Origin of the sequence: Rhodobium gokarnense (assembly GCF_025961475.1) — a bacterium.
Lineage (GTDB): Bacteria > Pseudomonadota > Alphaproteobacteria > Rhizobiales > Rhodobiaceae > Rhodobium > Rhodobium gokarnense.
The window spans coordinates 591,908-614,377 of record NZ_JAOQNS010000001.1; the positions used below are offsets into that span (position 1 = coordinate 591,908).

Here is a 22,470-nt window from a genome sequence, read left to right on the forward strand (position 1 = left end):
ACGTATCAGGTGATAGAATCCGGATTAAGAAACTCTCCTAAGTGACTCTTCTGACTCACCCTCTCCGGACGGCATTTACCATCAACGGAAAGCGGCTCCTTAAGCCTTCGAAAACGATGTTTGACGAAACCCGTAAACGAAGGGTTACCATCGCGGGCTTCTAAACAAGATGTGAGCGATTCGTGGACTCCCTCATCGGACAGATCGAATCACTGCGCCCGGTCGAGATTTTCGGCCGCGTCGTGGGCGTGCAGGGGCTGCTGGTCGAGGTTGCCGGGCCGCTGCACCAGATGGGCGTCGGCGCCCGGCTGGCGATCGAGACCGCCGGCGGCGCCATGCAGTGCGAAGTGGTCGGCTTCCGCGGCGAGCGGGCGCTGTGCCTGCCGTTCGGCCGGCTGGAGGGCGTGCGCATGGGCTGCCGGGCGATCATCATGTCGGCGGAATCCTCCGTGCTGCCGTCGACGGCCTGGCTCGGCCGGGTGGTCAACGCCTTCGGCGAGCCGATCGACGGCAGGGGGCCAATCGCAAAGGGTGAGGAGGCGCGCCCGCTCCGGGCGCCGCCGCCGCCGGCGCACGACCGGGCCCGGGTCGGCGGCGCGATCGATCTCGGCGTCAGGGCGCTCAATACGTTCGTGACCTGCTGCCGCGGCCAGCGCATGGGCGTCTTTGCCGGCAGCGGCGTCGGCAAGTCGGTGCTCCTGTCCATGCTGGCGCGCAACACCGCTGCCGACGTCTCCGTCATCGGCCTGATCGGCGAGCGCGGCCGCGAGGTGCAGGAATTTCTCGAAGACGATCTCGGCGAGGAGGGCATCGCGCGTTCCGTCGTCGTCGTCGCCACCTCCGACGAATCCGCCCTGATGCGCCGGCAGGCGGCCTATCTGACCCTTACCATGTCGGAGTTCTTCCGCGACGAGGGCAAGGACGTCCTCTGCCTTATGGACTCTGTGACCCGCTTCGCCCAGGCCCAGCGCGAGATCGGCCTTGCCGCCGGCGAGCCGCCGACCTCCAAGGGCTATACGCCGACGGTCTTTTCCGAATTGCCGCGGCTGCTGGAGCGGGCCGGGCCGGGGCGGCGCGGCTCGGGCACCGTCACCGGGCTCTTTACGGTGCTGGTGGAGGGCGACAACCATAATGAGCCGATCGCAGATGCGGTGCGCGGCATCCTCGACGGCCATATCGTCATGGAGCGCAGCATCGCCGAACGCGGCCGCTATCCGGCGATCAACGTCCTCAAATCCGTGTCGCGGACGCTGCCGAAGGCGACGCCGGAGGAGTACCGTCCGGCGATCCGCGAGGCCAAGCGGCTGATGTCGGTCTTTGCCGATATGGAGGAGCTGATCCGCCTCGGCGCCTATCGCTCCGGGTCCGACACCACCGTCGACGAGGCGATCCGGCTCAACGAGCCGATGGAGACGTTTCTCTCCCAGGGCAAGGACGAGGCGTCGACCTTTGCGGACGGTTTTTCCGAACTTGCCAACCTTTTGGAAATGTATTCGACCTATTCTCCTCCCAACTCGGGGAGTAACGAGTAATGAAGTCGCGTGAAAATTTCATCCGTCTGAAGCGCTTCCAGCTTGACGAGAAGCGCCGCCAGGTGGCCCAGATCGAATCCATGATGGCCGAGTTCGAGCGCATGGCGAACGAGCTCGACCAGCAGATCGTCTCAGAGCAGGAACGCGTCGGCATCACCGACGTGACCCATTTCGCCTATCCGACCTTCGCCAAGGCGGCGCGGACGCGGCGGGACAACTTGATGGCCTCGGTCGAGGATCTGAGGCCGCAGCTCGAACACGCCCAGGACGAGATGGCCAAGGCCGTGGAAGAGCTGAAGAAGGTCGAGCTCCTGCACGAGCGTGACCAGGAACGCGAGCGCCACGCCGAGGAAGCGGCCGAGCAGGACGTCCTCGACGAGATCGCCGGCCAGCGCGCGGCCTACTAGGCCGCGCCGCCAAGAACCGCCTCAAGGCCCCGTTTTCTCCCCAGCCTCCAGGATGCAATGACGCACCTGCCGCCTGATCGCGGCGGGACGATTGCACGTGTCGGCTGTGTTATTTATCCTGCGTATACCGACCGGACGTCAAAAAGCGCTATCGCTGTGGTGCCGGGGGAGTCCCGATGTCCGCCAAGGACTCGGGTTGATGTTGTTTGCGCCCTGTCGCATTGGATTGATCCGGGGGCTCTTCATTGTGAAAAGCGAGACCATCGCAGCCTGGGTGATTGGCGGTTCCATAGCGGTATTCGCCGTCATCGGTCTTTCGGTGTGGGCAACGTTGAACGCGCAAGGGTTCTGCTGGCAGGAAGGACGCTTTCTGTCCAAGCAGGAGATTTTCAGGAATCTGATTCAAAGCTCCGAATATATCGGCCACGACGTCCGTCCGTTTACAGCCAGATACAGATCCGGAAGAGAGGATATCAAAAGGACAATTCCATACGAAGATATTGAACAATTTTTTCGAGTAAATAGCGATTGTTGCGATTTCGCGTCATCGATTCATTTTGCTGATTTGACCTATTTTGAGCCATCTTGGTATTTTGTTATTTCTGGAAAGGCCTGGAAACTTGTTTCGGTAAAATACAAAGTCTTTATTGAAACGACGAGCGGTGACGCCGATTCGTTCGACATGCTCAGCGGAAGCTGGTCCGATACCTGCGGACATCGCGTCCAGATTCCGCGTGAATATGTCCTCATTGACTAGTTCAAAGAGGATCGCAGAAGACCTCAATCTTCGGACGCATCACCCATGATCCGATACCACGCCAGCCGCTCATAGAGCGGTCGGGCCGCGTCGCAGATGGGTTTGAGGTCGTCGCTGAGGTCGTCATAGGCGACCGGCTTTGAGGGCGGGGCAAAGCCCGTCGATTTTTCCACGGCTCCGTACCAGTGGGGCGCCCAGACGCCGTCGCTGTCGCGGCGGCCGGCGGGCCATGACAGCATGTTTTCAGAAAACGGGATGCCGACGGCCTCGCAGAGCCGGATGAGGGTCACGCGCGGGTCGGCGAGGACGTCGGCGGCGTCGATCACCGGCGGGGCTTTGCCGAGCCGGTCGGCCACTTCATCGAAGATGTCCGCCTGTTCCTGGAAGCCGATGTCGCGCAGCGTCACCTCCTCGCGCTTGGCGCTGTAGGACGCAAGGACGCTCTCCGGCCGGCGGATGAGGAAGACGTTGACGACGTCGTCCAGCCAGTCGCGCCCGACCCCGTCGATCATGTGGTGGGTCATCTGCTTCTGGTAGAACACCAGGCAGCCTTCCGGCACCGGGCCGAGGAGGAAGTCGACGACCTTTTTCCAGTCCGTCTCGCCGTCCGCGATGATCTCCTCGGTCATCGGGTGGTCGATGCCTGTCATCTGCAGATAGGCGGCGTAGAACGGCTCGTCGACGACGGCGGTGTCCGGCCGGTTCTCGAAGGAGCGCATCATCGCCGTCGATATGTTGCGCGGGCCCGACCACATAGCGATCCGGATTGGGGCAATCCGGATTGGGGCGATGCGGACGGCGTTCTCGGTCTCTTCAGGCATGGCGGGTCTCAGGTGGAGCGGGCCTCAATTAGAACTGACAAGCCGGTCGAGGCGCAGGCGGTGCCGTGTGTCGGTGAGGCGCCAGGTGGAGATCAGCACCGACAGGAGCACGCCCATGCCGGTCGAGCCGGCGATCAGGAACATGATCATCAACTGGTATTTCACCGCCTCGGTCGGCGCAATGCCGGCAAGGATCTGGCCGGTCATCATGCCCGGCAGGGAGACGACGCCGGTGGCTGCCATGGCGTTGATCGACGGCATGAAGCCGGTGGCGAGCGCCTGGCGGGTGAAGGGGCGCAGCGCCTCCCAGCGGGTCGCGCCAAGCGCCAGGCGGGCCTCGATCGCCGGGCGCTCGCGGCGGGCGGCGCGGGTCAGCGTCTCAAGGCCGAGGGCGACGCCGGTCATGGCGTTGCCGAGGATCATGCCGAACAGCGGCAGGGCGTAGCGCGGCGAATACCACGGGTCGGCGTCGATCTGCAGGGTGAGGGCGAAGATGAGGACGATGCCGCCGGAAAGCACCATGGCGCCGGTGCCGATGCCGTAGCCCCAGGGGCCGGCGACGGGCGTTTCCTGGCGCGACAGCACCTCGCGGCCGGCGATCGCACCCATCAGGAGGGCGACGGCCAGCGTCAGCCAGGGCGAGGAAATGTCGAACAGGGTTTTGAGGACGAGCCCGACGAGGACGAGCTGGATCGCCATGCGCACGGCCGAGACGGCGAGCTTTTTCGCTAGGCCGAGGCCGAGCGCGATGGAGATCGCGCCGTTGAGGCAGAGGAAGATGGCCGCCATCGCCACATGGCCATAGGTGAGCTGGACGTAGTCGCTCATGGCGTGCCTCCCGCATCCGTCACGCGGGCATCGCGGATGGTGACGTGGCGCCGGGCGAGGCGGGAAGCCTGGTCGGCGTCGTGGGTGACGAGGATGATCGCGACGCCGGCCGAAAGTCGCTCCTCGATCAGGGCTTCCACGCTTGTCGTCGCCTCCGGATCGAGGGCGCTGGTGGGCTCATCGAGGAGCAGGACCTCCGGGCCGCCGGCGAGCATCCTGGCAAGGCCGAGGCGCTGCTTTTCGCCGGTGGAGAGGCGGGCGATCTCCCAGTCCCAGACGTCATCGGGAAAGCCGAGCCTTTCAACGAGCGGCGCGGCGGCGGCGCGGGCGGCAAAGTGGACGCCGACCCGTTCCGCCCACCAGCCGGTCTCGGCCGCCAGATAGCCGACCTTGCGGCGCCAGTCCGGCGCCGGCATCGCGTTGCGGTCGGTGCCATCAAGGAGGACCGTGCCGGGGGCCGGGTCGAGGTCGGCGATGGCGCGCAGGATCAGGCTCTTGCCGGAGCCGGAGGGGCCGGTGAGGGCGACGATCTCGCCGGCGGCCACATCCAGCCGCTCCACGGTCGCGGTGTGGGTCTTCAGCCCGCGCACCGACAGGCGCGGCGGGCGCTGTGCCTCCGATGGCGCGTCAGCTTGGCCGCTTGGCGCTGGCACGGGCGTAGTCCTTGTAAAGGGTTCTGAGGCGCCGGGTCACCGGGCCGGCGGCGTCGCCGTCGTCGGCCTTTTCGCCGTCGCCGATCGTCCTGCCGTCGACCTCCACGACCGGGACGAGGCCGGCGAAGGTGCCGGTCACAAAAGCCTCGTCGGCGCCGTAGACGTCGACCAGGGAGAAGCGTTTTTCGAAGGTCGGGATGCCGGCGTTTCGGGCGACGGACAAGACGTTACCGCGGGTGATGCCGCCGAGGCAGTAGGTGCCGTCGGAGGTCCAGAGCTCGCCCTTCCTGACGATAAAGAAGTGGGTGGAGTTGCAGGTGGCGACGCAGCCGTCCGGGTCGAGCATCAGGCCCTCATCGGCGCCGGCCTTGGTCGCCTGGATGCAGGCCTGGATGCAGTTGAGCTTGGAGTGCGAATTGATCTTCTGGTCCTGCATGTCGGGCGCGGTGCGCCGCACATGGACGGTGAAGAGCCGGACGCCGTTCTTGGTCACCTCCGGCTTCGGCTCCTTGTATTCCGGGATGATGACGATGGTCGGCGGGCCGATGGTGATGCGGGGGTCCTGGTAGGGCGTCGCCTTTTCGCCGCGCGTGACCATCAGGCGGATGTGGACGTGGTCGGTCATGCCGTTGGCGTCGAGGCACGCGTAGAGCCGGGTCGTCAGCTCCGCGCGGGAAAGGCCGATGTCCATGTCGAGGGCCTTGGCGCCCTCGAACAGCCGGTCGAGATGCTCATCGAGGAAGGCGATGCCGCCGTCGACGACCCTCAGGCCCTCCCAGACGCCGTCGCCGAGGATAAAGCCGGAGTCGAACACGGAGACGACCGCTTCGGCCCGCGGCACCAGCCGGCCGTTCAGCGAAATGAGGATATCGGCATTGCGTGGATCGGCGGCGTATTCGTGGGTGCCGGTGGACATTTCTTGGCGACCTTTGCGGCTTTTGGAATGCTTCGCCTGTGTCCCATGGGGGCCGCATTCTGGCAAGGCCGGAAAGCGCGGCGCCCGGCGCAGTTGCGTTCTGCGCGCGAACCGCACATTTAGGTGGGAGTGGTGCCCGGATCATCCGGCCGGGCCGGAGACGACCGGACGCCATCTTCCATGCGCCTTCTCCTTGCCGTTCTTCTCTATGTCGCCGGGTTTTCCTTCGGCCTCGGGCTGACCCTGCCGCTGGTGCGGTTCGAAACGCTCTATTTCTTCGAGGACACGCCGACGCTGATCGAGATCGTCGAGACGCTCTACCGGGAAGGCGACACGTTCCTTGCCTTCGTCATCGGCGCGTTCTCGATCGCCTTCCCGGCGCTGAAGCTTTTGTTGCTGTTCCTCGTCGCCGTCGGCGGCTCGTCGGCCAAGCGGCTCGGCGCGCTGTCGGCCGTTTCCAAATGGTCGATGATGGACGTGATGGTGGTGGCGCTCGCCATCGTCGCGGCGAAAACGAGCGGGCTCGCCGCCGCCGTCACCCTGCCGGGCATCTGGTTCTACTCCGCCGCGACAATTTCCTCGGCCGTCGCGGCGATGATCCTGCATGGGCGGAGGCGGTGAGGGGGCGCCTTTAAGTGTCATGTTGTGTAAGGCCCTCTTGATAGGTTTTCTATTCTGGCCTTTCACGTGTAAGTTTAGAGGGCTGGGATCGGTTTAAAAGAATGTTCAATGCGCATCCAATGTGCTGCGGAAATCTCAGTCGGTGGTGCCCAAATAACAGGCTGAATTGTGATGATCGGGTTTACGTTGAGCTTTGATGGTTATGATGCATCTGAGAACAAGTTAGAATTTTATGATGCAGCTCAAGCAATGTTAGGTTTTCAAAGAACGCTAGCCCTTACTACACATTTAGTCTTAAATGGAGAAGTAATAACTCAAGCGCCCTCTTTAAAGGATGCGCAGATTTTTGTTGTTCCTCCGAGAGAAGGAAGCTGGGAGATAGCCACAATAATTTCTCTATCGGCGGTTGTTCTGTATAAGCTGGGAACCGCGCCGAGAGAAACTCCCCTAGGAAATTTGGTATGTTCTGCCTATGACTACATTATTTCAGAAACGCTTGGTTTTCATGTTGATTATGAAAAGACATTAGGTAAGCAATATGAAGAACTTTCTGCTGATCGGAAAAATAAAATCCCGTTGCTTGATCAGTCGAATTTTGACTCCGTTATTGAGAAATGCGAAAAAGCAGTCCGTGATATGCACCGACCAATAGTGAAATCAACCTCGGCGGAGAGAGCTAATATTTACTACGAGACGGATGATGATTCTTTCAGTCTGGGTCACGCTCTGACGAGTCGCACTTATGAGTATATTAATGAGACAATTGTTGACGAGAGCCGCGAGATAATTTCTGGGAAAGTCTCAAGTTATAACATAAATACTTATAAGGGAAGAATCTATATTATCGATGAAAAAAGACCTGTTCCATTTGAGCTTTCTCACGAGGCTAGAAATGCTCGGTCTGTGGGTCGAATAGTGGAAAGTCTAAGACTTAATGCAATCGACAGAAAACGCGACGATGCGATTGTCTCTTTTAGAGTCTACAAGCATCGGAGTGTAACGGACCGCTTGAAATCTGTTTTCGTGCTGGCCATTCTAAATGAATAATATTCAACGCGGATGCGAGTATCCGTAGTTTTTTGTTTTGGGCTTCGCGAGTGTTTGCCGCGACTTAGATTTAGCCGCGGCAGAACAATGGGTTTCCAAATGCCTCAAGCCGCCTTCCCCAGAGCCGCGAGGCCGTTGGTGCGGATGGCGTCGATGTTGGCCTTGTAGGCCTCTTCCGTGCCGCCCTTGAAGACCGCGGAGCCGGCGACGAGGGCGTTGGCGCCGGCTTCGGTGATTTGCCCCACGGTGTCCGGCGAGACGCCGCCGTCGACTTCGATGTCGATCGGGCGGTCGCCGATCATTTGCTTGATGCGGCGGATTTTTTCCAGCACCGCCGGGATGAAGGCCTGGCCGCCGAAGCCCGGATTGACGCTCATGACGAGGATCAGGTCGAGGCGGTCGAGGACGTATTCGATGGCGCTTTCCGGGGTCGAGGGATTGAGCGACACGCCCGCCTTCTTGCCGAGGTTCTTGATCACCTGCAGCGAGCGGTCGAGATGGGGGCCGGCCTCTGCATGCACCGTGATGATGTCGGAGCCGGCGTCGGCGAAGGCCTCCAGATAGGGGTCGGCCGGGGCGATCATCAGGTGGACGTCCATGACCTTGTCGGTGTGGGGCCGGAGCGCCTTCACCACGGCCGGGCCGATGGTGATGTTCGGGACGTAGTGACCGTCCATGACGTCGACATGGACCCAGTCGCAGCCGGCGCGGTCGATGGCGCAGACTTCCTCGCCGAGCTTTGCGAAGTCGGCGGACAGGATGGACGGGGCGATCACGATCGGGCGGCTCGATCCTTGGGTCATGGCGGTGTTTCCTCTGTCGGCGACGTGTCTATCGCGGTTTGCGGTTGTTCAAAAAGCAGGGCGAGGGGGCGGCGATCATCGCATCAATCCTCGGCGATCTCGCGGTCCGGGTCCCAGCCGCCGGCTCTCGCGGTGGCGACGGCGCCGGACTGGATGCGCTCGAAGCGCTCGCGCAACTCCGGCGGCAGGGCGGCGACGCGAAAGCCGTAGCGGCCCCATTCGGCGTTGACCTTTTCCCACAACGTCTCGATGCCGGCCGCGTTCCAGCCGGCGCAGGTCTCGGTCTCCGGGATGATGCCGAAGACCCAGGCATCGCGGATGATCTTGGCGGTGTCGGTCATGCCGCCATTGATGTCCTTGTCGATGCCGACATAGCGTTTTTGGTCACTCACCGGCGGTCTCCGCGTTTCTCATCTGGTCAAACTGGCGAACAGCGTCGGCAGCTTTTCCGGCAACCGCTCGACATTGTCGATGATCGTGTAGTTGTTGATGCCGAAAATGCGCTGCACGTAGTCATCGGCCTCGGCGTCGAGCGTCAGGCAGTAGGAGAGGACGCCCCTGGTGTAGAGCTCCTCCACGGCCTTGCGCGTATCGTGGCGCAGGTGCTGCGGATCGCGCTCGTCGATGTCGGCCGGTTCGCCGTCGGTGACCAGCAGGAGCAGTTTGTGGCGTTCCGGGCGGCGCGTCAAATGGTGGGCGGCATGGCGCATGGCGGCGCCCATGCGGGTGGAAAGCCCGCCGCGCATGCCGGCGAGCCGCGCCTTGGCGTCGTCGTCGAAGCGCTCGGTGAAATCCTTGAAGCGGAAATACTGCACGTCGTGGCGGCTGTCGGAGGCAAAACCGTGGACGGCGAAGGCATCGCCGATGCCGGCAATGGCGGTGGCGACCAGCGCCGTCGCCTCGCGGGTGAGGTCGAGCACGGTCTTGCCATCCACCTCGTCGACAACGTCGTTGGTGGATTCGGAGAGGTCCAGGAGGACGAGGACGGCCAGGTCGCGCGTCTTCAGCACGTTGCGCATGGTGATGCGCGGGTCCGGCTGGTCGCCCATGCGGATGGCGATCATGGCATCGACCGCGGCGTTGATGTCGATCTCGTCGCCGTCCTCCATGTTGCGGATCCGCTGGACGCCCTGGGGCTGCAACAGGTCGATGATCTGGCGGATGCGCTGGGTGACGGGGCGGTGCTCGACGAGGATGCGGTCGATGTCCCCGACCTCGCCCTTCGGCTGGCGGCGCTCGTAGACCGTCGCCCAGTCGGGCCGGAAGAGCTGAACCTGATAGTCCCACTCATGGTAGTGGTAGGGCTCGGAGATCGGCTCGGTGCCTTCCAACTCGTTGATGGTCATCTCCTCCTGGTCGAGCCAGAACGGGGTGGTGAGGCGCCAGATTTCTTCCGCGTCGTCGCTGGCGAATTCGTTGTTGACCTCGTTGACCATCTCCATCAGGCCGACGACCCGGCGCTTCTGGGCCCGGCTGCCGGCGATGCGCTCCACGTCGTTCTCCCAGGCGGTCTCGTCGAAGGCCCAGACATAGCGGTTGTCGTCGCGGTAGGGGATGCGGATCGATTCCAGGATGCGAAGGCTTGGAACGTCGCGCCGGCCGGCAAACAGGTTGAAAACGTCGAGGCCGAGATGCCATGAAAACTGGGCGTCGTCGCAGCGCTCTTCGATCTCGGCGTGGAATTTGGCTGCGAGCGCAGCGAGATCTGCATCGCCCGTCGTCACGGTCTCGTCGATCAGCATCAGGGCGAGGCGTTCCAGGGCGACGACCGTGGGATGTTCCACCTTGTCGTCGCGCTCCAGCGACAGCAGCCCGCGCCACAGCGGCTTCAGTCCGGGGAAGTCGCGGATCGCGAGGTATTCGACGCGCGCGTCCTCGATGAGGCCGATGAAGAACATTTGGGCCGGCGTCAGTTGCTCGGCGGAGATGCGTTCGCGCGTGTAGTGGACGTGGGAGGCGAGGTGCGCGGCCATTGCGCGGAAGAGGTCGAGGCCGGAGGTTTTTCCCACCGGGTCGACGGCGTCCGGCAGGTGGAGGATGAAGTCCTCGATATAGGGCCGGAACCCGGCATGGTCGGCGGCGGTGGGGCGGAGGAAGAAGTCGCGGCCCCAGAGGGCGCGCAGATAATAGTTGAGCTTCCTCTGGACGTTGATGAAGAGCGTTCCGCGGCGCTCCTTGCGCAGCACCGCCTGGCTGTCCGGGGCGGAGAGGCTGAAATAAGCGGTCAGCGAATTGAGGTCGCGGCGGTGCGCCTCGGCGCCGAAATTGGCCCAGCGCCGGAGGCCGGAGAGCGTCAGCTTGTCGAGGAGCTCGTCGATGATGCCGAGCATGGGTCGAAGGCCGCGCGGGGCCTTGGCCGAGATCTGGTGGATGAGGGCGAGGTAGCCGCGCAGGAGCTCCGGGTCGCCGAGCCGGCGGGCGGCGACGGGGAGGCTCTCGATCAAAAGCGTGATGACCTCGCCGGAGGTCATGGAGGAGAGCTTCATCGCCGCGACGACGCAGTCCTCGATGACGTCGTCGCCGCATTCCTTGGCGACCGTCGGCATTTCGCGCAGGAACGCTTCCACGACATTGATGCCGCGGCCGAGGTCGGCGAGGGCGCGGGCGCCGTCGAGCCAGGTCTTCAAGCCCGCCGGCGACATGTGGCGCGCCGCATCCGGGAACACCGCCGTCAGGATGTCGGCGATTTCCGGCGCCCTTTTCGACAGGGTCTCGCGGTACTCCTCAAGGTCGACGGTCATGGTTTTGCCCGTGCCGGCATCGCCTTACCTCACGCGAAGAAGTAGGTGGCGACGGCGGCCTCCAGGGTCTCCTGCATGTCGGGATCGTCCGTCAGCGGGGTGACCAGCGTCATCTCGCAGGCGAGCACCGGATCGACGCCCTCGGCGATGATCTGGCCGGCATAGACGAGGAGGCGGGTGGAGATGCCCTCGTCGAGGCCGTGGCCCTTGAGGTTGCGGGCGCGGTGGGCGATCTGCACCAGCTTTCCGGCGATCTCCCTGTCGACGCCGGTCTCCGCGGCGACGATCTCGGTCTCAAGCTCGGCCTCCGGATAGTCGAAGGCGAGCGCGCCGAAGCGCTGCTTGGTCGAGGGCTTCAGGTCCTTCATCAGGCTCTGGTAGCCGGGGTTGTAGGAGATGACGAGCTGGAAGTCCTCGTGCGCCTGAAGCAGCTCTTGCTTCTTGTCGAGGGGCAGGCAGCGGCGGTGGTCGGTCAGCGGGTGGATCACCACTGTGGTGTCCTGGCGCGCCTCGACGACCTCGTCGAGGTAGCAGATGGCGCCGATGCGGGCGGCGGTCGTCAGCGGGCCGTCCTGCCACCTGGTCCCGTCCTTGTCGAGGAGGAAGCGGCCGACGAGGTCGGACGCCGTCATGTCCTCGTTGCAGGCGACCGTGATCAGCGGCCGGCCGAGCTTGAACGCCATATACTCCACGAAGCGGGACTTGCCGCAGCCGGTCGGGCCCTTCAGCATCACCGGCATGCGCCGGGCATAGGCGGCCTCGAACAGGTCGACCTCGTTGCCGACGGGCCGGTAGTAGGGCTCGGCTTTCAGGCGGAACTGGTCGATGGACATCTCGGTCATGGGTCTGGTCGCTGGTCGGTTGGGTCTTGGGTGTTTGTTCAGTCGTGGCCGTCATTGCGAGGGTCCGAAGGACGGCGAGCGGCGCGTGACGCGAGCCCGAGGAGCCGACGAAGCAATCCAGTTCGGCGCTTGCGGCCCTGGATTGCTTCGCTTCGCTCGCAATGACGAAAGTGCATCCGCGAAGCGTGCCGGATCAGACCGGGGTGCCGCGGCGGACGACCATCTCGGCGCCCTTGGTCTGCTGGTAGTTGTCGTAGCCGATGAGGCGGATGTGGTTGTCCGGGTGCGCCTTGTGGCAGGCATCGACCTCGGCGAGGATGCGGTCGACGTCGGTCTCGCCGAACATCGGCAGCTTCCACATGTACCAGTAGTGGTCGAAGGCGTTCTCCGGCTCGACATGCTCGATGGCCGGGTTCCAGCCCTTGGAGACGATATAGGCGACCTGCTTGCGGATGCGCTCGTCATCCATCTCCGGCAGGTAGGAAAAGGTCTCGAACTTGCGGCTGGTAACGTCGGCAAGGCTCGACTTGTAGTCCTGCATCTCGGTCATTGCTTCATTCCTCATACATTCGGGCAGCGCGGGAAGCGACTGGCCCGTTTGATGTCAGTGCGTTGGAAACCCTGGCTGTCCGGGTTGGCGTTCGCCGCGTCATCTCCGGCGGTCCCGCCCACTCCGCGTCACCACCGGGCTTGACCCGGTGGTCCATGCGGCGCCGGCGGAGTGTTCCGACAGGCCTGATGGATTGCCGGGTCAAGCCCGGCAATGACGCGGATATGGAAGTCGGGGCGGCCATCGAACGCTTCATTCCCGGGCTGCGGTTCCTAGCGGTGGGCGACGTCGAGCTTGTCGACGGTGTCGAACTCGAACTTGATCTCTTTCCAGGTCTCCATCGCCATCTTCAGCTCGGGGCTGGATTCGGCGGCGGCGGTCAGGATTTCCTTGCCTTCCTTCTCCAGCACGCGGCCCTGGTTGCGGGCTTCCACGCAGGCTTCCAGCGCGACGCGGTTGGCCGCGGCACCGGCCGCATTGCCCCAGGGGTGGCCGAGGGTGCCACCGCCGAACTGCAGGACAGCGTCGTCGCCGAAGATCGAGACCAGCGCCGGCATGTGCCAGACATGGATGCCGCCGGAGGCGACGGCGAAGGCGCCGGGCATGGCGCCCCAGTCCTGGTCGAAGAAGATGCCGCGCGAGCGGTCTTCCTTGACGTACTTGTCGCGCAACAGGTCGATCCAGCCGAGGGTCGAGGCCCGGTCGCCTTCCAGCTTGCCGACCACGGTGCCGGTGTGCAGGTGGTCGCCGCCGGACAGGCGCAGCGCCTTGGCGAGAACGCGGAAGTGGATGCCGTGGCGCGGGTTGCGGTCGATGACGGCGTGCATGGCGCGGTGGATGTGCAACAGCAGGCCGTTGTCGCGGCACCACTGGGCCAGACCGGTATTGGCGCAGAAGCCGCCGGTCAGGTAGTCGTGCATGATGATCGGCGCGCCGAGTTCCTTGGCGTATTCGGCCCGCTTGAACATCTCGTCCGGGGTCGGCGCGGTGACGTTCAGGTAGTGGCCCTTGCGCTCGCCGGTCTCGGCCTCGGCCTTCTCGATCGCCTCCATGACGAAGTCGAAGCGCTGCTTCCAGCGCATGAAGGGCTGGGAGTTGACGTTCTCGTCGTCCTTGGTGAAGTCGAGGCCGCCGCGCAGGCACTCATAGACGGCGCGGCCGTAGTTCTTGGCCGAGAGGCCGAGCTTCGGCTTGATGGTGCAGCCGAGGAGGGCGCGGCCGTACTTGTTCATGATGTCGCGCTCGACCTGGATGCCGTGCGGGGGGCCGTTGCAGGTCATCACATAGGCGATCGGGAAGCGCACATCTTCCAGGCGCAGGGCGCGCACCGCCTTGAAGCCGAAGACGTTGCCGACCAGCGAGGTGAACACGTTCACCACCGATCCCTCTTCGAACAGGTCGATGGGATAGGCGATGAAGGCGTAGAAGGCCTCGTCGTCGCCGGGCACGTCCTCGATCGCGTAGGCGCGGCCCTTGTAGTACTCCAGGTCGGTCAGGAGGTCGGTCCAGACGGTGGTCCAGGTGCCGGTCGAGGATTCGGCCGCCACGGCCGCAGCCGCCTCTTCGCGCGGGACGCCGGCCTGCGGGGTGACCTTGAAACAGGCCAGCAGGTCCGTGTCCTTCGGGGTGTAGTCGGGCATCCAGTAGGTTTCCCGATACTCTTTCACGCCGGCGACGTAGCCGCCACTCTTGGCTTCACCAGCCATAGCCTTCTCCTCTTCGCGGATGGCGTCGAACGGTCGTGTCCGACGTCGTTGTTACTCGGCCGCCTTGGCGGCGTTACTCGGCTGCCTGCGCGACGCCGACCTGCGGGTCGAGCGCGCCGGAAGCGTAACGGGCGGCCATCTCCTTGATCGGGATGACCTTGATCTTCGATGCCTGGCCGTCGGCGCCGAATTCCTGGTAGCGCTGCTTGCAGAGCGCGCGCATGGCGTCCAGGGCGGGCTTCAGGTACTTGCGGGGGTCGAACTCGGCCGGCGACTGGGTCAGCACGCGGCGGACCTGGCCGCTCATGGCGAGGCGGCAGTCGGTGTCGATGTTGATCTTGCGCACGCCGTGCTTGATGCCGAGCTGGCATTCGTGCACCGGCACGCCCCAGGTCTGCGGCATGTCCCCGCCGAACTCGTTGATGATGTCCTGCAGCTCCTGCGGCACCGCGGAGGAGCCGTGCATGACGAGGTGCGTGTTCGGCAGCTTCTCGTTGATCTCCTTGATCACGTGCATGGCGAGGATGTCGCCGTCCGGCGCACGCGTGAACTTGTAGGCGCCGTGCGAGGTGCCCATGGCGATGGCCAGCGCGTCGACCTTGGTCTTTTTCACGAAGTCGACGGCCTGGTCGGGATCGGTGAGGAGCTGGCTGTGGTCGAGCTTGCCCTCAAAGCCGTGGCCGTCCTCCTTCTCGCCCTCGCCGGTCTCCAGCGAGCCGAGGACGCCGAGCTCACCCTCGGTCGAGGCGCCGACCCAGTGCGCCATGTCGGTGACGCGCTTGGTGATGTCGACATTGTACTCGTAGCTGGCCGGGGTCTTGCCGTCGCCTTCCAGCGAGCCGTCCATCATCACGGAGGTGAAGCCGTGCTGGATGGCGGTCAGGCAGGTCGCCTCGTTGTTGCCGTGGTCCTGGTGGACGCAGATCGGGATCTCCGGAAAGATCAGCTCGGCCGCCTCGATCATCTTGGCGAGCATGATGTCGTTGGCGTAGTTGCGGGCGCCGCGGCTGGCCTGCAGGATCACCGGAGCGTCGACCTCGCGGGCCGCCTCCATGATGGCGATGACCTGCTCCATGTTGTTGACGTTGAACGCCGGCATGCCGTAGCCGTTTTCGGCGGCGTGATCGAGAAGCTGGCGAAGGGTAATTCGGGCCATGTCTTTGATCTCCTGACGGTCTCTAGGGCGGATGTCCGCCGGGTCTCGATTCAGCCGACGAGGCGGCGGGCTTCTGCGGCAACGGCCTCGGCGGTGATGCCGAAATGCTCGTAGAGCTCGTTGGCCGGCGCCGAGGCACCGAAGCTCTTCATGCCGACGAAGGCGCCCTTGCGGCCGATGAAGCGGTCCCAGCCGTCGCGGACGGCAGCTTCCACGGCGACACACGGGACATCGCCGAGGACCTCGTCCTGGTAGGCGGCGTCCTGGGCCTCGAACAGTTCGAACGAGGGCATGGAGACGACGGCGGCGTGGATGCCTTCTGCGGCGAGCAGTTCGGCGGCCGCAAGCGCAATGGCGACTTCCGAACCGGTGCCGATCAGGGTGACGTCGCGCTTCTCGCCGTCCTTCAGGACATAGCCGCCGCGGGCGGTCAGGTTCTCCGTCGTCGGGTCGGAGCGCAGGGTCGCAAGGCCCTGGCGCGAGAGGCACAGCACCGTCGGCGTTCCCTCGGCATGCAGTGCCGCTTGCCAGGCTTCGGCAGCCTCCACCGCGTCGGCGGGGCGGATGACGTTGAGGTTCGGGATCGCCCGAAGCGCCGCCAGGTGCTCCACCGGCTGGTGGGTAGGGCCGTCCTCGCCGAGGCCGATGGAGTCGTGGGTCATGACGTAGATGACGCGCACGCCCATCAGGGCGGAGAGGCGGATCGACGGCCGGCAGTAGTCGGTGAAGATCAGGAAGGTGCCGCCATAGGGCACGAACCCGCCATGCAGCGCGATGCCGTTCATGGCAGCCGCCATGCCGTGCTCGCGGACGCCGAAATGGATGTAGGAGCCGGCAAAGTCGTCGGCGGTGATCTCCGGCTGGCCCTTGGCGCGGGTGCCGTTGGAGCCAGTGAGGTCGGCCGAGCCGCCGATCAGGGCGGGCATTGCCGGCAGCACCGCCTCGATCGTCTTCTGGGACGACTGGCGGGTGGCGAGCTTCGGCTTTTCCTCGGCAAAGCTCTCGATGAGGTCGGCGAGCGCCTTGTCGGCGGCCTCCGGCACCTTGCCGGCGATTGCCGCTTCAAAGGTGGTGCGCACGTCCTCCGGCTTGGCGTTGAGGCGCGCGGACCAGGCAGTGCGCTCGGCGCCGCCGCGGCCGCCGGCATGGAGCCAGGCATCGGCGATGTCGCCCGGGATCTCGAACGGTGCGGCTGTCCAGCCGAGGGTCTTGCGGGCAGCCGCGATCTCCTCGTCGCCGAGGGGTGCGCCATGGGTGGCGGCGGTGCCCTGCTTGTTCGGGGCGCCGAAGCCGATGATGGTCTTGCAGGCGATCAGGGACGGCTTGTCGCTCGCATTTGCCGCCTCGATGGCGGCGGCGACCGCCTCCGGATCGTGGCCGTCGACGCGGGCAACGTCCCAGCCGTGGGCCTTGAAGCGCTCGAGCTGGTCGGTGGAGGTGGAGAGCCCCGTCGAGCCATCGATGGTGATGGTGTTGTCGTCCCACAGCACGATCAGCTTATTGAGCTTCAAATGGCCGGCGAGGTCGATCGCCTCGTGGCTGATGCCCTCCATCAGGCAGCCGTCGCCGGCGATGACATAGGTCTTGTGGTCGACAATGTCGTCGCCATAGCGGGCCGCCATCATGCGCTCGGCGATGGCCATGCCGACGGCGGTGGCGATGCCCTGGCCGAGCGGGCCGGTGGTGGTCTCGATGCCGGCGCCGTGGCCGAATTCCGGATGGCCGGCGGTGCGGGAGCCGAACTGGCGGAAGTTCTTCAGCTCCTCCATCGTGAAGTCGGCGTAGCCGGTCAGGTGCAGGAGCGAATAGAGCAGCATGGAGCCGTGGCCGGCCGACAGCACGAAGCGGTCGCGGTCGGGCCAGTGCGGCTCGGCCGGATCGAACTTCAGGAACCGGTTGAACAGCACGGTGGCGACATCCGCCATGCCCATCGGCATGCCGGGATGGCCGGAATTGGCGGCCTGGACGGCGTCCATGGAAAGGGCGCGCAGGGCGTTGGCCATGTCGCGTTCGGTGATCTCCACCGCGGTCGCCGCGGCGGCGTCGACCGGGGCCCTGGCGATGGTGTCGGATTGCTTGAGGATCATGGAAAAGGCCTCCCGTTACATCGCCCGCCGGCGGCGATCGACCAGTTGCAGGATCAGCGGCGTCAGGATCACCTGCATGGCAATGTCGAGCTTGTTGCCCGGAATGACGATGGAGTTGGCGCGCGACATCCAGCTGCCGTGGATCATCGACAGGAGATAGGGGAAGTCGATGCCGCGCGGGTCGCGGAAGCGGATGACGACGATCGACTCGTCGGCCGTCGGGATCCACCGGGCAATGAAGGGGTTCGAGGTATCGACCGTCGGCACCCGCTGGAAATTGATGTCGGTCTGGGTGAACTGCGGGCAGATGTAATGCACGTAGTCATGCATGCGCCTGAGGATCGTGTCAGTGACAGCCTCGGTGGTGTAGCCGCGGGTGGCGCGGTCGCGGTGGATCTTCTGGATCCACTCCAGATTGATCACCGGCACGACGCCGATCTTGAGGTCCGCGTGCTGGGCGATGTTGACTGCATCGGTGACGACCGCGCCGTGCAGGCCCTCATAGAAGAGGAGGTCGGTGTTCTCCTCGAACGGCCGCCAGTCGGTGAAGGTGCCCGGCGCGTGGCCGAACTTCTCCGCCTCCTTGTCGTCGTGGACGTAGTGGCGCGTGTTGCCGGAGCCGGTCTCGGCGTATTCCTTGAACACCGCCTCCAGCTTGTCGAGGATGTTCGCCTCCGGGCCGAAATGGCTGAAGGTGTTGTTTCCCTTGGCCTCTTCCTCGGCCATGACGCGCTTCATCTCGGCGCGGTCATAGGCGTGGAAGGCGTCGCCCTCGATGAAGGCGGCATGGATCTTCTCGCGATAGAAGATCTGCTGGAACGTGGCCTTCACCGACGTGGTGCCGGCGCCGGAGGATCCGGTGATGGAAATGATCGGGTGTTTGGTGGACATTCTTGTAGGCTCCCCCCGGCAGGCTACATGCGGAACAGGCCGCGCTTGCCGAAGAGCGGCGCGCGATCGACGAAACTGTGCGGTTCGGTGTGGTAGCGGATGACGCGGTCGGTCTTCGGCTTGGCGCCGAAGATCAGCGGCACGCGCTCGTGCAATTCGCTCGGCTGGATCTCCATGATGCGGCCGGTGCCGTCGGTGGCGCCGCCGCCCGCCTGCTCGATGATGAAGGCGACCGGGTTGGCCTCGTAGACCAGCCGCAGGCGGCCGCGCTGGTAGCCCTTCCGGGAGTCGCGCGGATAGAGGAAGATGCCGCCGCGGGCGAGGATGCGGTAGACCTCGGCAACCAGCGAGGCGATCCAGCGCATGTTGAAATTGGTCGCGCGCGGGCCTTCCTCGCCGGCGATGCAGTCGTCGATATAAGCGCGCACGGGCTCGTCCCAGAACCGGTAGTTCGACGCGTTGATGGCGTATTCCGGCTTGTTGAGCGGGATCTCGACCTTCTCGCGGACCAAGAGAAAGCGGCGGTTGGCGCGGTCGAGGGTGTAGATCTCGGTGCCTTCGCCGACGGTCAGCACCAGCGTCGTCTGCGGGCCGTAGACGATGATGCCGGCGGCAAGCTGTGCCGTGCCCGGCTGCAGGAGGTCGCTGAGCGGGCCGCGGTCGGAGCCCGGCTGCACCGGCAGGATCGAAAAGATGGTGCCGACGGAGACGTTGGTGTCGATATTCGACGAGCCGTCGAGCGGATCGATGGCGACGACCAGCGTGCCGGTGTCCGGGTTGATGGCGACCGGTTCCTCGGCCTCTTCGGAACCCATATAGGCGACCGGCGTCTTCTTCAGGCCGTCCACGATCATCTCGTGGGCGCGGACGTCGAGTTCCTTCTGGGTGTCGCCGTCGGCGTTCTCGCCGAGCGATGCCCCGAGGGTGCCGGCGAGCGGCCCGGCGGCGATGAGTTCGGCGACGGCGATGCCGTTGCCGGCGATCGAAACAATGGTCTGGGCGATCCCCCGGCACGTCTCGTCCGCGCCCGCCCAGGTCTCAAGGTGTTCCTCAAGACCGACGAAGGTGGTCATTTTCGTTCCTCCCGTTTCCCGCTCGCAGGCGGTGTAGTGCTGAGTGACGTACACCTAGGCCGGGCGGGCAACGTTTCCTACGGTCATGGTCCAGCGACATCTTCCCGCAGTCGGCGTTGTTGTTGTCCGTTCCGGGCCCCCCGTATCCAATGGACCCGTCGTTTCCGCCGATGGACGGACGATCACCAAAGCGGCTCGAAAAGTAAATTTAAAAAAAATTGCCTTTGCCAAAAAAAATTTTAAAGTGACGCCATGCGCAACACGACTTTCAAGCAGTTCCGCGGACTTGAGGCTCTTGCCCGGATCGGCACCGTCTCGGGTGCGGCAAAAGAGCTGAACCTGACACCGCCGGCGGTGACCACCCAGGTGCGCCAACTGGAGGAGGCGGCCGGGCTGCCGCTGATCGAACGGGTCGGCGACCGGTTCCAGCCGACCGAGGCGGGACGGCAGGTTCTTGCGGCCGGCGCGCGGATCGAATCGGCGCTCTCCGATTGCGACGACGTGCTTCGATCCCTGAAGGGCTTGACCGGCGGCAAGGCCTCGCTGGCGGTGGTCAGCACGGCGAAATATTTCGCCCCGCATGCGCTCGGCGCCTTCGGCAAGGTGCACCCGACGATCGAATTGAAGCTCCTCGTCTCCAACCGCGACGACCTCTTCACGGTGCTACGAAATGACGCGGTGGACATCGCCGTGATGGGTCGGCCGCCGGAGGACATCGAGGTGGAACGCTGGGTGATCGGCGATCATCCACACATCATCATCGCTGCCCCGGACCATCCGCTGGTCGGGCGCCGCTCGATCGCCATCTCCGAACTCGCCCGGGAGACCTTCCTCGTCCGCGAGCCCGGCTCCGGCACCCGCACGCTGATGGAGCGGCGGCTCGCCGAGGCCGACGTCAGCCCGAAGATCGGCATCGAGATCGGCTCCAACGAGACCATCAAGCAGGCGGTGATGGCCGGGCTCGGCATCTCCTTCATCTCCGCCCACACGGTCGCGGCCGAACTCGCCGACGGGCGGCTTGTCGAGCTGAAGGTCAACGGCCTGCCCCTGATGCGCCAGTGGTTCGTCGTCAAGCGTGCCGACAAGAGGCTGTTGCCCGCGGCCGAGGCGCTACGGGCGTTTCTGGCCTCGGAGGGGCAGCGGTTTCTGCCGAAATGGCGGGTGGATTGAGCCCCCCATGGCTGTGATTGGGCGGTATCTGGAGTGCCGCGCTCGCGTTGCTCACTTGCAATGACGGCGGCGATTGTTGCGCCCTTTGCCCCAAACTCTCCCCGTCACCCCGGGCGAAGCGAAGCGGAGACCCGGGGCCCATTGCCCCTTTCCGCACAGTAGCCCGTATCGGTGTCGACACGACCTGTCCCGGAGCCGATATCCTTTCCCACCAACCGACGGCATACCGCGTTGAGATGGGCAATGGGCCCCGGATCAAGTCCGGGGTGACGGCAGTTGTTTTTGGCGGGCGGGAGCGTGCGTTTTTCAAAGACGCCGGACCGTCGACCCCTCACGACGCCATGAACGGCCCGCCGAAGCTTTCGGTGACGAAGCGGCGCACGACGCTGTCGTGGGGGAGTGGGGCGTCGCCGATGCCGGCCTTGTCCTTCAGGTGGGCGAGGAACGCCCGCGGTTCGGGCAGCGATTGCCAGACCGCCGGCAGGAACAGGCCGCGGTGGGGGCCGGCTTCGAGGATGAGGCCGTCGACGCCCGGGCGCAGTTTGGTGAGGAGGTCCGCCTCGTCGGCGAAGCTGATCGGCCGCGGCCAGGAGAGGATCGAGATGTCGATGGTGAGCCGCGGCAGTTCCGATGCCGTCAGCGGCGCGAAGCGGCGGTCGGCGAAGCCCGCCTTGTAGGCGCTTTCGATAACGTCCGCATAGAGCGGGCGGCTCGGCACGATGTTGCCGATGCAGCCGCGCAAGGCGCCGTCCAGATGCAGGGTGACGAAGGTCGCCCGCGGTGCGCGCAGCGGCGGCGACAGGTCCGCGGGCAGGCGGGCTTCGGGCATTTGCCGTGTCTCGACGGCCTCGGCAAGGGCGTTGCCGGCAGCCCGGATCAGCGTATCGCGGTCGGCCTTCGACAGTTCGGCGGTCGCCGCGTCCTCCATGGCAAAGGCCGCATAGCCGACGACGCGGTTGCGGTCGCCGGCGGTGTCGCCGGAATTGCGCACGTCAAGCGCAGTGACGCGCAGATCCCGCCGGCGGGCCTCGATGAGGGCGGCGGAGATGCCGCGGCAGCCGCAGGCCTCGCCGCCGTCAAGGTCGATGCCGGCAAGGGTCTCGATCTTTGCCACCGTGGCGCCGTCGAGCCGTTTCGCCGTGTCGTAGTCGTGGAAGTGGCTGAGGTCGGAGGAGACGACGATCAGCGTCTCGGCGCCGCCCCAGACATAGGAGAGGGCGTCGGCGAGGCGCTCCGGCCGGATGTCGCCGGCAAGCAGCGGCACCAGGGAAAAGTCGCCGAGGGTTTCCTGCAGGAAGGGAAGCTGGACCTCCAGGCTGTGCTCGCCGCGAAAGGCGCTGTCGTTGATCGACAGCTCCGGCATGCGGGCGAGCGCGGAGACCGCTTCCAGGTCGACAGGGACGTCGCCGAGCGGGGTGTGCCAGCGCTCCGCGCTCGTCGTGGCGATGCCGTGGACCGGATAGCGGTGGGCCGGGCCGACGAGGACGACGCGGCGGATGGCGTCGGCGCGGCGCTCCAAAAGGCGATAGGCGGAGGCGGCGACGGCGCCGGAATAGACATAGCCGGCATGGGGCACCACGAGCACCTTGGGCGTGCCGATATCGGCGGTGCGGGCATCGGCAAAACAATCGTCGAGCATGGCGTCAAGCGTTTTGGCGTCGCCGGGATAGAACATGCCGGCAACCTGGGGCGGATGAACGTTTCGCATGGTCGAACCGTCGGTCATGACGTTTGCGGATGCACAATGCGGCATCCCCAGATTGCAATATAAGTGCAAACGGTCCGTCAGGGGAGCCATAATATTTCACGGGGCGAAAGCGCGCAGGCGCCGGGAAGCGGATGCCGGCAATACCTATATGGGATAGGAAC

General features: G+C 64.8%; 21 protein-coding genes. 6 read left to right on the plus strand and 15 right to left on the minus strand.

The annotated features are described in order from the left end of the window. Positions 1-182 precede the first annotated feature (182 nt). The 3 genes from fliI (at position 183) to M2319_RS02765 (ending at position 2,696) form a co-directional block, all read left to right on the plus strand. Positions 183-1,532: a flagellar protein export ATPase FliI gene (gene fliI / locus M2319_RS02755; RefSeq protein WP_264599891.1), complete on the plus strand. Its 1,350-nt coding sequence runs from the start codon at positions 183-185 to the stop codon at positions 1,530-1,532. Then, positions 1,532-1,939, plus strand: coding sequence for a flagellar export protein FliJ (fliJ, locus tag M2319_RS02760; protein WP_264599892.1), 408 nt, complete (start codon positions 1,532-1,534; stop codon positions 1,937-1,939). Before fliI ends, fliJ begins: the two co-directional genes overlap by 1 nt. Positions 1,940-2,036: 97 nt before the next feature. Continuing rightward, positions 2,037-2,696, plus strand: coding sequence for a hypothetical protein (locus M2319_RS02765; protein WP_264599893.1), 660 nt, complete (start codon positions 2,037-2,039; stop codon positions 2,694-2,696). A 23-nt stretch (positions 2,697-2,719) separates the two neighbouring features. Here M2319_RS02765 and M2319_RS02770 read toward each other — a convergent pair whose 3' ends face one another. The 4 genes from M2319_RS02770 to M2319_RS02785 are packed head-to-tail and all read right to left on the minus strand — an operon-like array spanning position 2,720 to position 5,914. Then, on the minus strand, positions 2,720-3,517 hold the full coding sequence (locus M2319_RS02770) for a sulfotransferase-like domain-containing protein (protein WP_264599894.1): 798 nt from the start codon (positions 3,515-3,517) through the stop codon (positions 2,720-2,722). Between the two features lie 24 nt (positions 3,518-3,541). Continuing rightward, positions 3,542-4,345: an ABC transporter permease gene (locus M2319_RS02775; RefSeq protein ID WP_264599895.1), complete on the minus strand. Its 804-nt coding sequence runs from the start codon at positions 4,343-4,345 to the stop codon at positions 3,542-3,544. Continuing rightward, positions 4,342-4,998, minus strand: a complete 657-nt coding sequence (locus tag M2319_RS02780) for an ABC transporter ATP-binding protein (protein ID WP_264599896.1) — start codon at positions 4,996-4,998, stop codon at positions 4,342-4,344. Before M2319_RS02780 ends, M2319_RS02775 begins: the two co-directional genes overlap by 4 nt. Beyond that, entirely contained in the window at positions 4,973-5,914 is a 942-nt protein-coding gene (locus M2319_RS02785) for an aminotransferase class IV (protein ID WP_264599897.1), read from the minus strand. The genes M2319_RS02780 and M2319_RS02785 overlap by 26 nt, the downstream gene beginning before the upstream one ends. A 180-nt stretch (positions 5,915-6,094) precedes the next feature. Here M2319_RS02785 and M2319_RS02790 point away from each other — a divergent pair, with 180 nt between their 5' ends. Further along, positions 6,095-6,535 carry a paraquat-inducible protein A gene (locus M2319_RS02790; RefSeq protein WP_264599898.1) on the plus strand — a complete coding sequence of 147 codons (441 nt, stop codon included), beginning with the start codon at positions 6,095-6,097 and terminating at the stop codon, positions 6,533-6,535. 171 nt (positions 6,536-6,706) lie between these two features. Beyond that, positions 6,707-7,582, plus strand: coding sequence for a DUF7946 domain-containing protein (locus M2319_RS02795; protein WP_264599899.1), 876 nt, complete (start codon positions 6,707-6,709; stop codon positions 7,580-7,582). 104 nt (positions 7,583-7,686) lie between these two features. Here M2319_RS02795 and rpe read toward each other — a convergent pair whose 3' ends face one another. The 10 genes from rpe to M2319_RS02845 all read right to left on the minus strand — a co-directional run bounded on the left by rpe (position 7,687) and on the right by M2319_RS02845 (position 19,431). Next, complete coding sequence (rpe, locus tag M2319_RS02800) at positions 7,687-8,385, minus strand: ribulose-phosphate 3-epimerase (protein WP_264599900.1); 699 nt, start codon at positions 8,383-8,385, stop codon at positions 7,687-7,689. An 83-nt stretch (positions 8,386-8,468) separates the two neighbouring features. After that, positions 8,469-8,777 (minus strand): hypothetical protein, encoded by a 309-nt coding sequence (locus M2319_RS02805; protein ID WP_264599901.1) that lies wholly within the window; start codon positions 8,775-8,777, stop codon positions 8,469-8,471. A gap of 18 nt (positions 8,778-8,795) precedes the next feature. Further along, entirely contained in the window at positions 8,796-11,126 is a 2,331-nt protein-coding gene (locus M2319_RS02810; RefSeq protein ID WP_264599902.1) for a nitric oxide reductase activation protein NorD, read from the minus strand. Positions 11,127-11,155: 29 nt separating this feature from the next. Beyond that, the gene (locus M2319_RS02815; RefSeq protein ID WP_264599903.1) at positions 11,156-11,968 is read right to left on the minus strand and encodes a CbbQ/NirQ/NorQ/GpvN family protein; all 813 of its coding nucleotides are present in this window, start codon (positions 11,966-11,968) and stop codon (positions 11,156-11,158) included. A gap of 193 nt (positions 11,969-12,161) precedes the next feature. Then, positions 12,162-12,518, minus strand: coding sequence for a ribulose bisphosphate carboxylase small subunit (locus tag M2319_RS02820; RefSeq protein WP_264599904.1), 357 nt, complete (start codon positions 12,516-12,518; stop codon positions 12,162-12,164). A gap of 272 nt (positions 12,519-12,790) precedes the next feature. After that, positions 12,791-14,224, minus strand: a complete 1,434-nt coding sequence (locus M2319_RS02825; protein ID WP_264599905.1) for a form I ribulose bisphosphate carboxylase large subunit — start codon at positions 14,222-14,224, stop codon at positions 12,791-12,793. Between the two features lie 73 nt (positions 14,225-14,297). Beyond that, on the minus strand, positions 14,298-15,380 hold the full coding sequence (gene fba, locus M2319_RS02830) for a class II fructose-bisphosphate aldolase (RefSeq protein WP_264599906.1): 1,083 nt from the start codon (positions 15,378-15,380) through the stop codon (positions 14,298-14,300). A gap of 50 nt (positions 15,381-15,430) precedes the next feature. Further along, positions 15,431-17,467: a transketolase gene (gene tkt, locus M2319_RS02835; RefSeq protein WP_406682066.1), complete on the minus strand. Its 2,037-nt coding sequence runs from the start codon at positions 17,465-17,467 to the stop codon at positions 15,431-15,433. 15 nt (positions 17,468-17,482) lie between these two features. Next, a complete protein-coding gene (locus tag M2319_RS02840) occupies positions 17,483-18,358 on the minus strand; it encodes a phosphoribulokinase (protein WP_264599907.1) in 876 nt (291 codons plus the stop codon). Positions 18,359-18,381: 23 nt separating this feature from the next. Further along, a complete protein-coding gene (locus M2319_RS02845; protein WP_264599908.1) occupies positions 18,382-19,431 on the minus strand; it encodes a class 1 fructose-bisphosphatase in 1,050 nt (349 codons plus the stop codon). A gap of 252 nt (positions 19,432-19,683) precedes the next feature. Between M2319_RS02845 and M2319_RS02850 the strand changes: the two genes are divergently transcribed. After that, entirely contained in the window at positions 19,684-20,601 is a 918-nt protein-coding gene (locus M2319_RS02850) for a LysR family transcriptional regulator (RefSeq protein ID WP_264599909.1), read from the plus strand. Positions 20,602-20,932: 331 nt separating this feature from the next. Here the strand turns inward: M2319_RS02850 and amrB are convergent, their stop codons facing one another. After that, the gene (amrB, locus tag M2319_RS02855) at positions 20,933-22,327 is read right to left on the minus strand and encodes an AmmeMemoRadiSam system protein B (protein ID WP_264599910.1); all 1,395 of its coding nucleotides are present in this window, start codon (positions 22,325-22,327) and stop codon (positions 20,933-20,935) included. Positions 22,328-22,470: the final 143 nt, after the last annotated feature.

What these genes read in the sequence shown, in the direction of transcription:
- fliJ (WP_264599892.1), top strand. Translation starts at nt 1,532, where the DNA reads ATGAAGTCGCGTGAAAATTTCATCCGTCTGAAGCGCTTCCAGCTTGAC.
- M2319_RS02770 (WP_264599894.1), bottom strand. Translation starts at nt 3,517, where the DNA reads ATGCCTGAAGAGACCGAGAACGCCGTCCGCATCGCCCCAATCCGGATT.
- M2319_RS02775 (WP_264599895.1), bottom strand. Translation starts at nt 4,345, where the DNA reads ATGAGCGACTACGTCCAGCTCACCTATGGCCATGTGGCGATGGCGGCC.
- M2319_RS02785 (WP_264599897.1), bottom strand. Translation starts at nt 5,914, where the DNA reads ATGTCCACCGGCACCCACGAATACGCCGCCGATCCACGCAATGCCGAT.
- M2319_RS02790 (WP_264599898.1), top strand. Translation starts at nt 6,095, where the DNA reads ATGCGCCTTCTCCTTGCCGTTCTTCTCTATGTCGCCGGGTTTTCCTTC.
- M2319_RS02795 (WP_264599899.1), top strand. Translation starts at nt 6,707, where the DNA reads ATGATCGGGTTTACGTTGAGCTTTGATGGTTATGATGCATCTGAGAAC.
- rpe (WP_264599900.1), bottom strand. Translation starts at nt 8,385, where the DNA reads ATGACCCAAGGATCGAGCCGCCCGATCGTGATCGCCCCGTCCATCCTG.
- M2319_RS02810 (WP_264599902.1), bottom strand. Translation starts at nt 11,126, where the DNA reads ATGACCGTCGACCTTGAGGAGTACCGCGAGACCCTGTCGAAAAGGGCG.
- M2319_RS02815 (WP_264599903.1), bottom strand. Translation starts at nt 11,968, where the DNA reads ATGACCGAGATGTCCATCGACCAGTTCCGCCTGAAAGCCGAGCCCTAC.
- M2319_RS02820 (WP_264599904.1), bottom strand. Translation starts at nt 12,518, where the DNA reads ATGACCGAGATGCAGGACTACAAGTCGAGCCTTGCCGACGTTACCAGC.
- M2319_RS02825 (WP_264599905.1), bottom strand. Translation starts at nt 14,224, where the DNA reads ATGGCTGGTGAAGCCAAGAGTGGCGGCTACGTCGCCGGCGTGAAAGAG.
- fba (WP_264599906.1), bottom strand. Translation starts at nt 15,380, where the DNA reads ATGGCCCGAATTACCCTTCGCCAGCTTCTCGATCACGCCGCCGAAAAC.
- tkt (WP_406682066.1), bottom strand. Translation starts at nt 17,467, where the DNA reads ATGATCCTCAAGCAATCCGACACCATCGCCAGGGCCCCGGTCGACGCC.
- M2319_RS02840 (WP_264599907.1), bottom strand. Translation starts at nt 18,358, where the DNA reads ATGTCCACCAAACACCCGATCATTTCCATCACCGGATCCTCCGGCGCC.
- M2319_RS02845 (WP_264599908.1), bottom strand. Translation starts at nt 19,431, where the DNA reads ATGACCACCTTCGTCGGTCTTGAGGAACACCTTGAGACCTGGGCGGGC.
- M2319_RS02850 (WP_264599909.1), top strand. Translation starts at nt 19,684, where the DNA reads ATGCGCAACACGACTTTCAAGCAGTTCCGCGGACTTGAGGCTCTTGCC.
- amrB (WP_264599910.1), bottom strand. Translation starts at nt 22,327, where the DNA reads ATGACCGACGGTTCGACCATGCGAAACGTTCATCCGCCCCAGGTTGCC.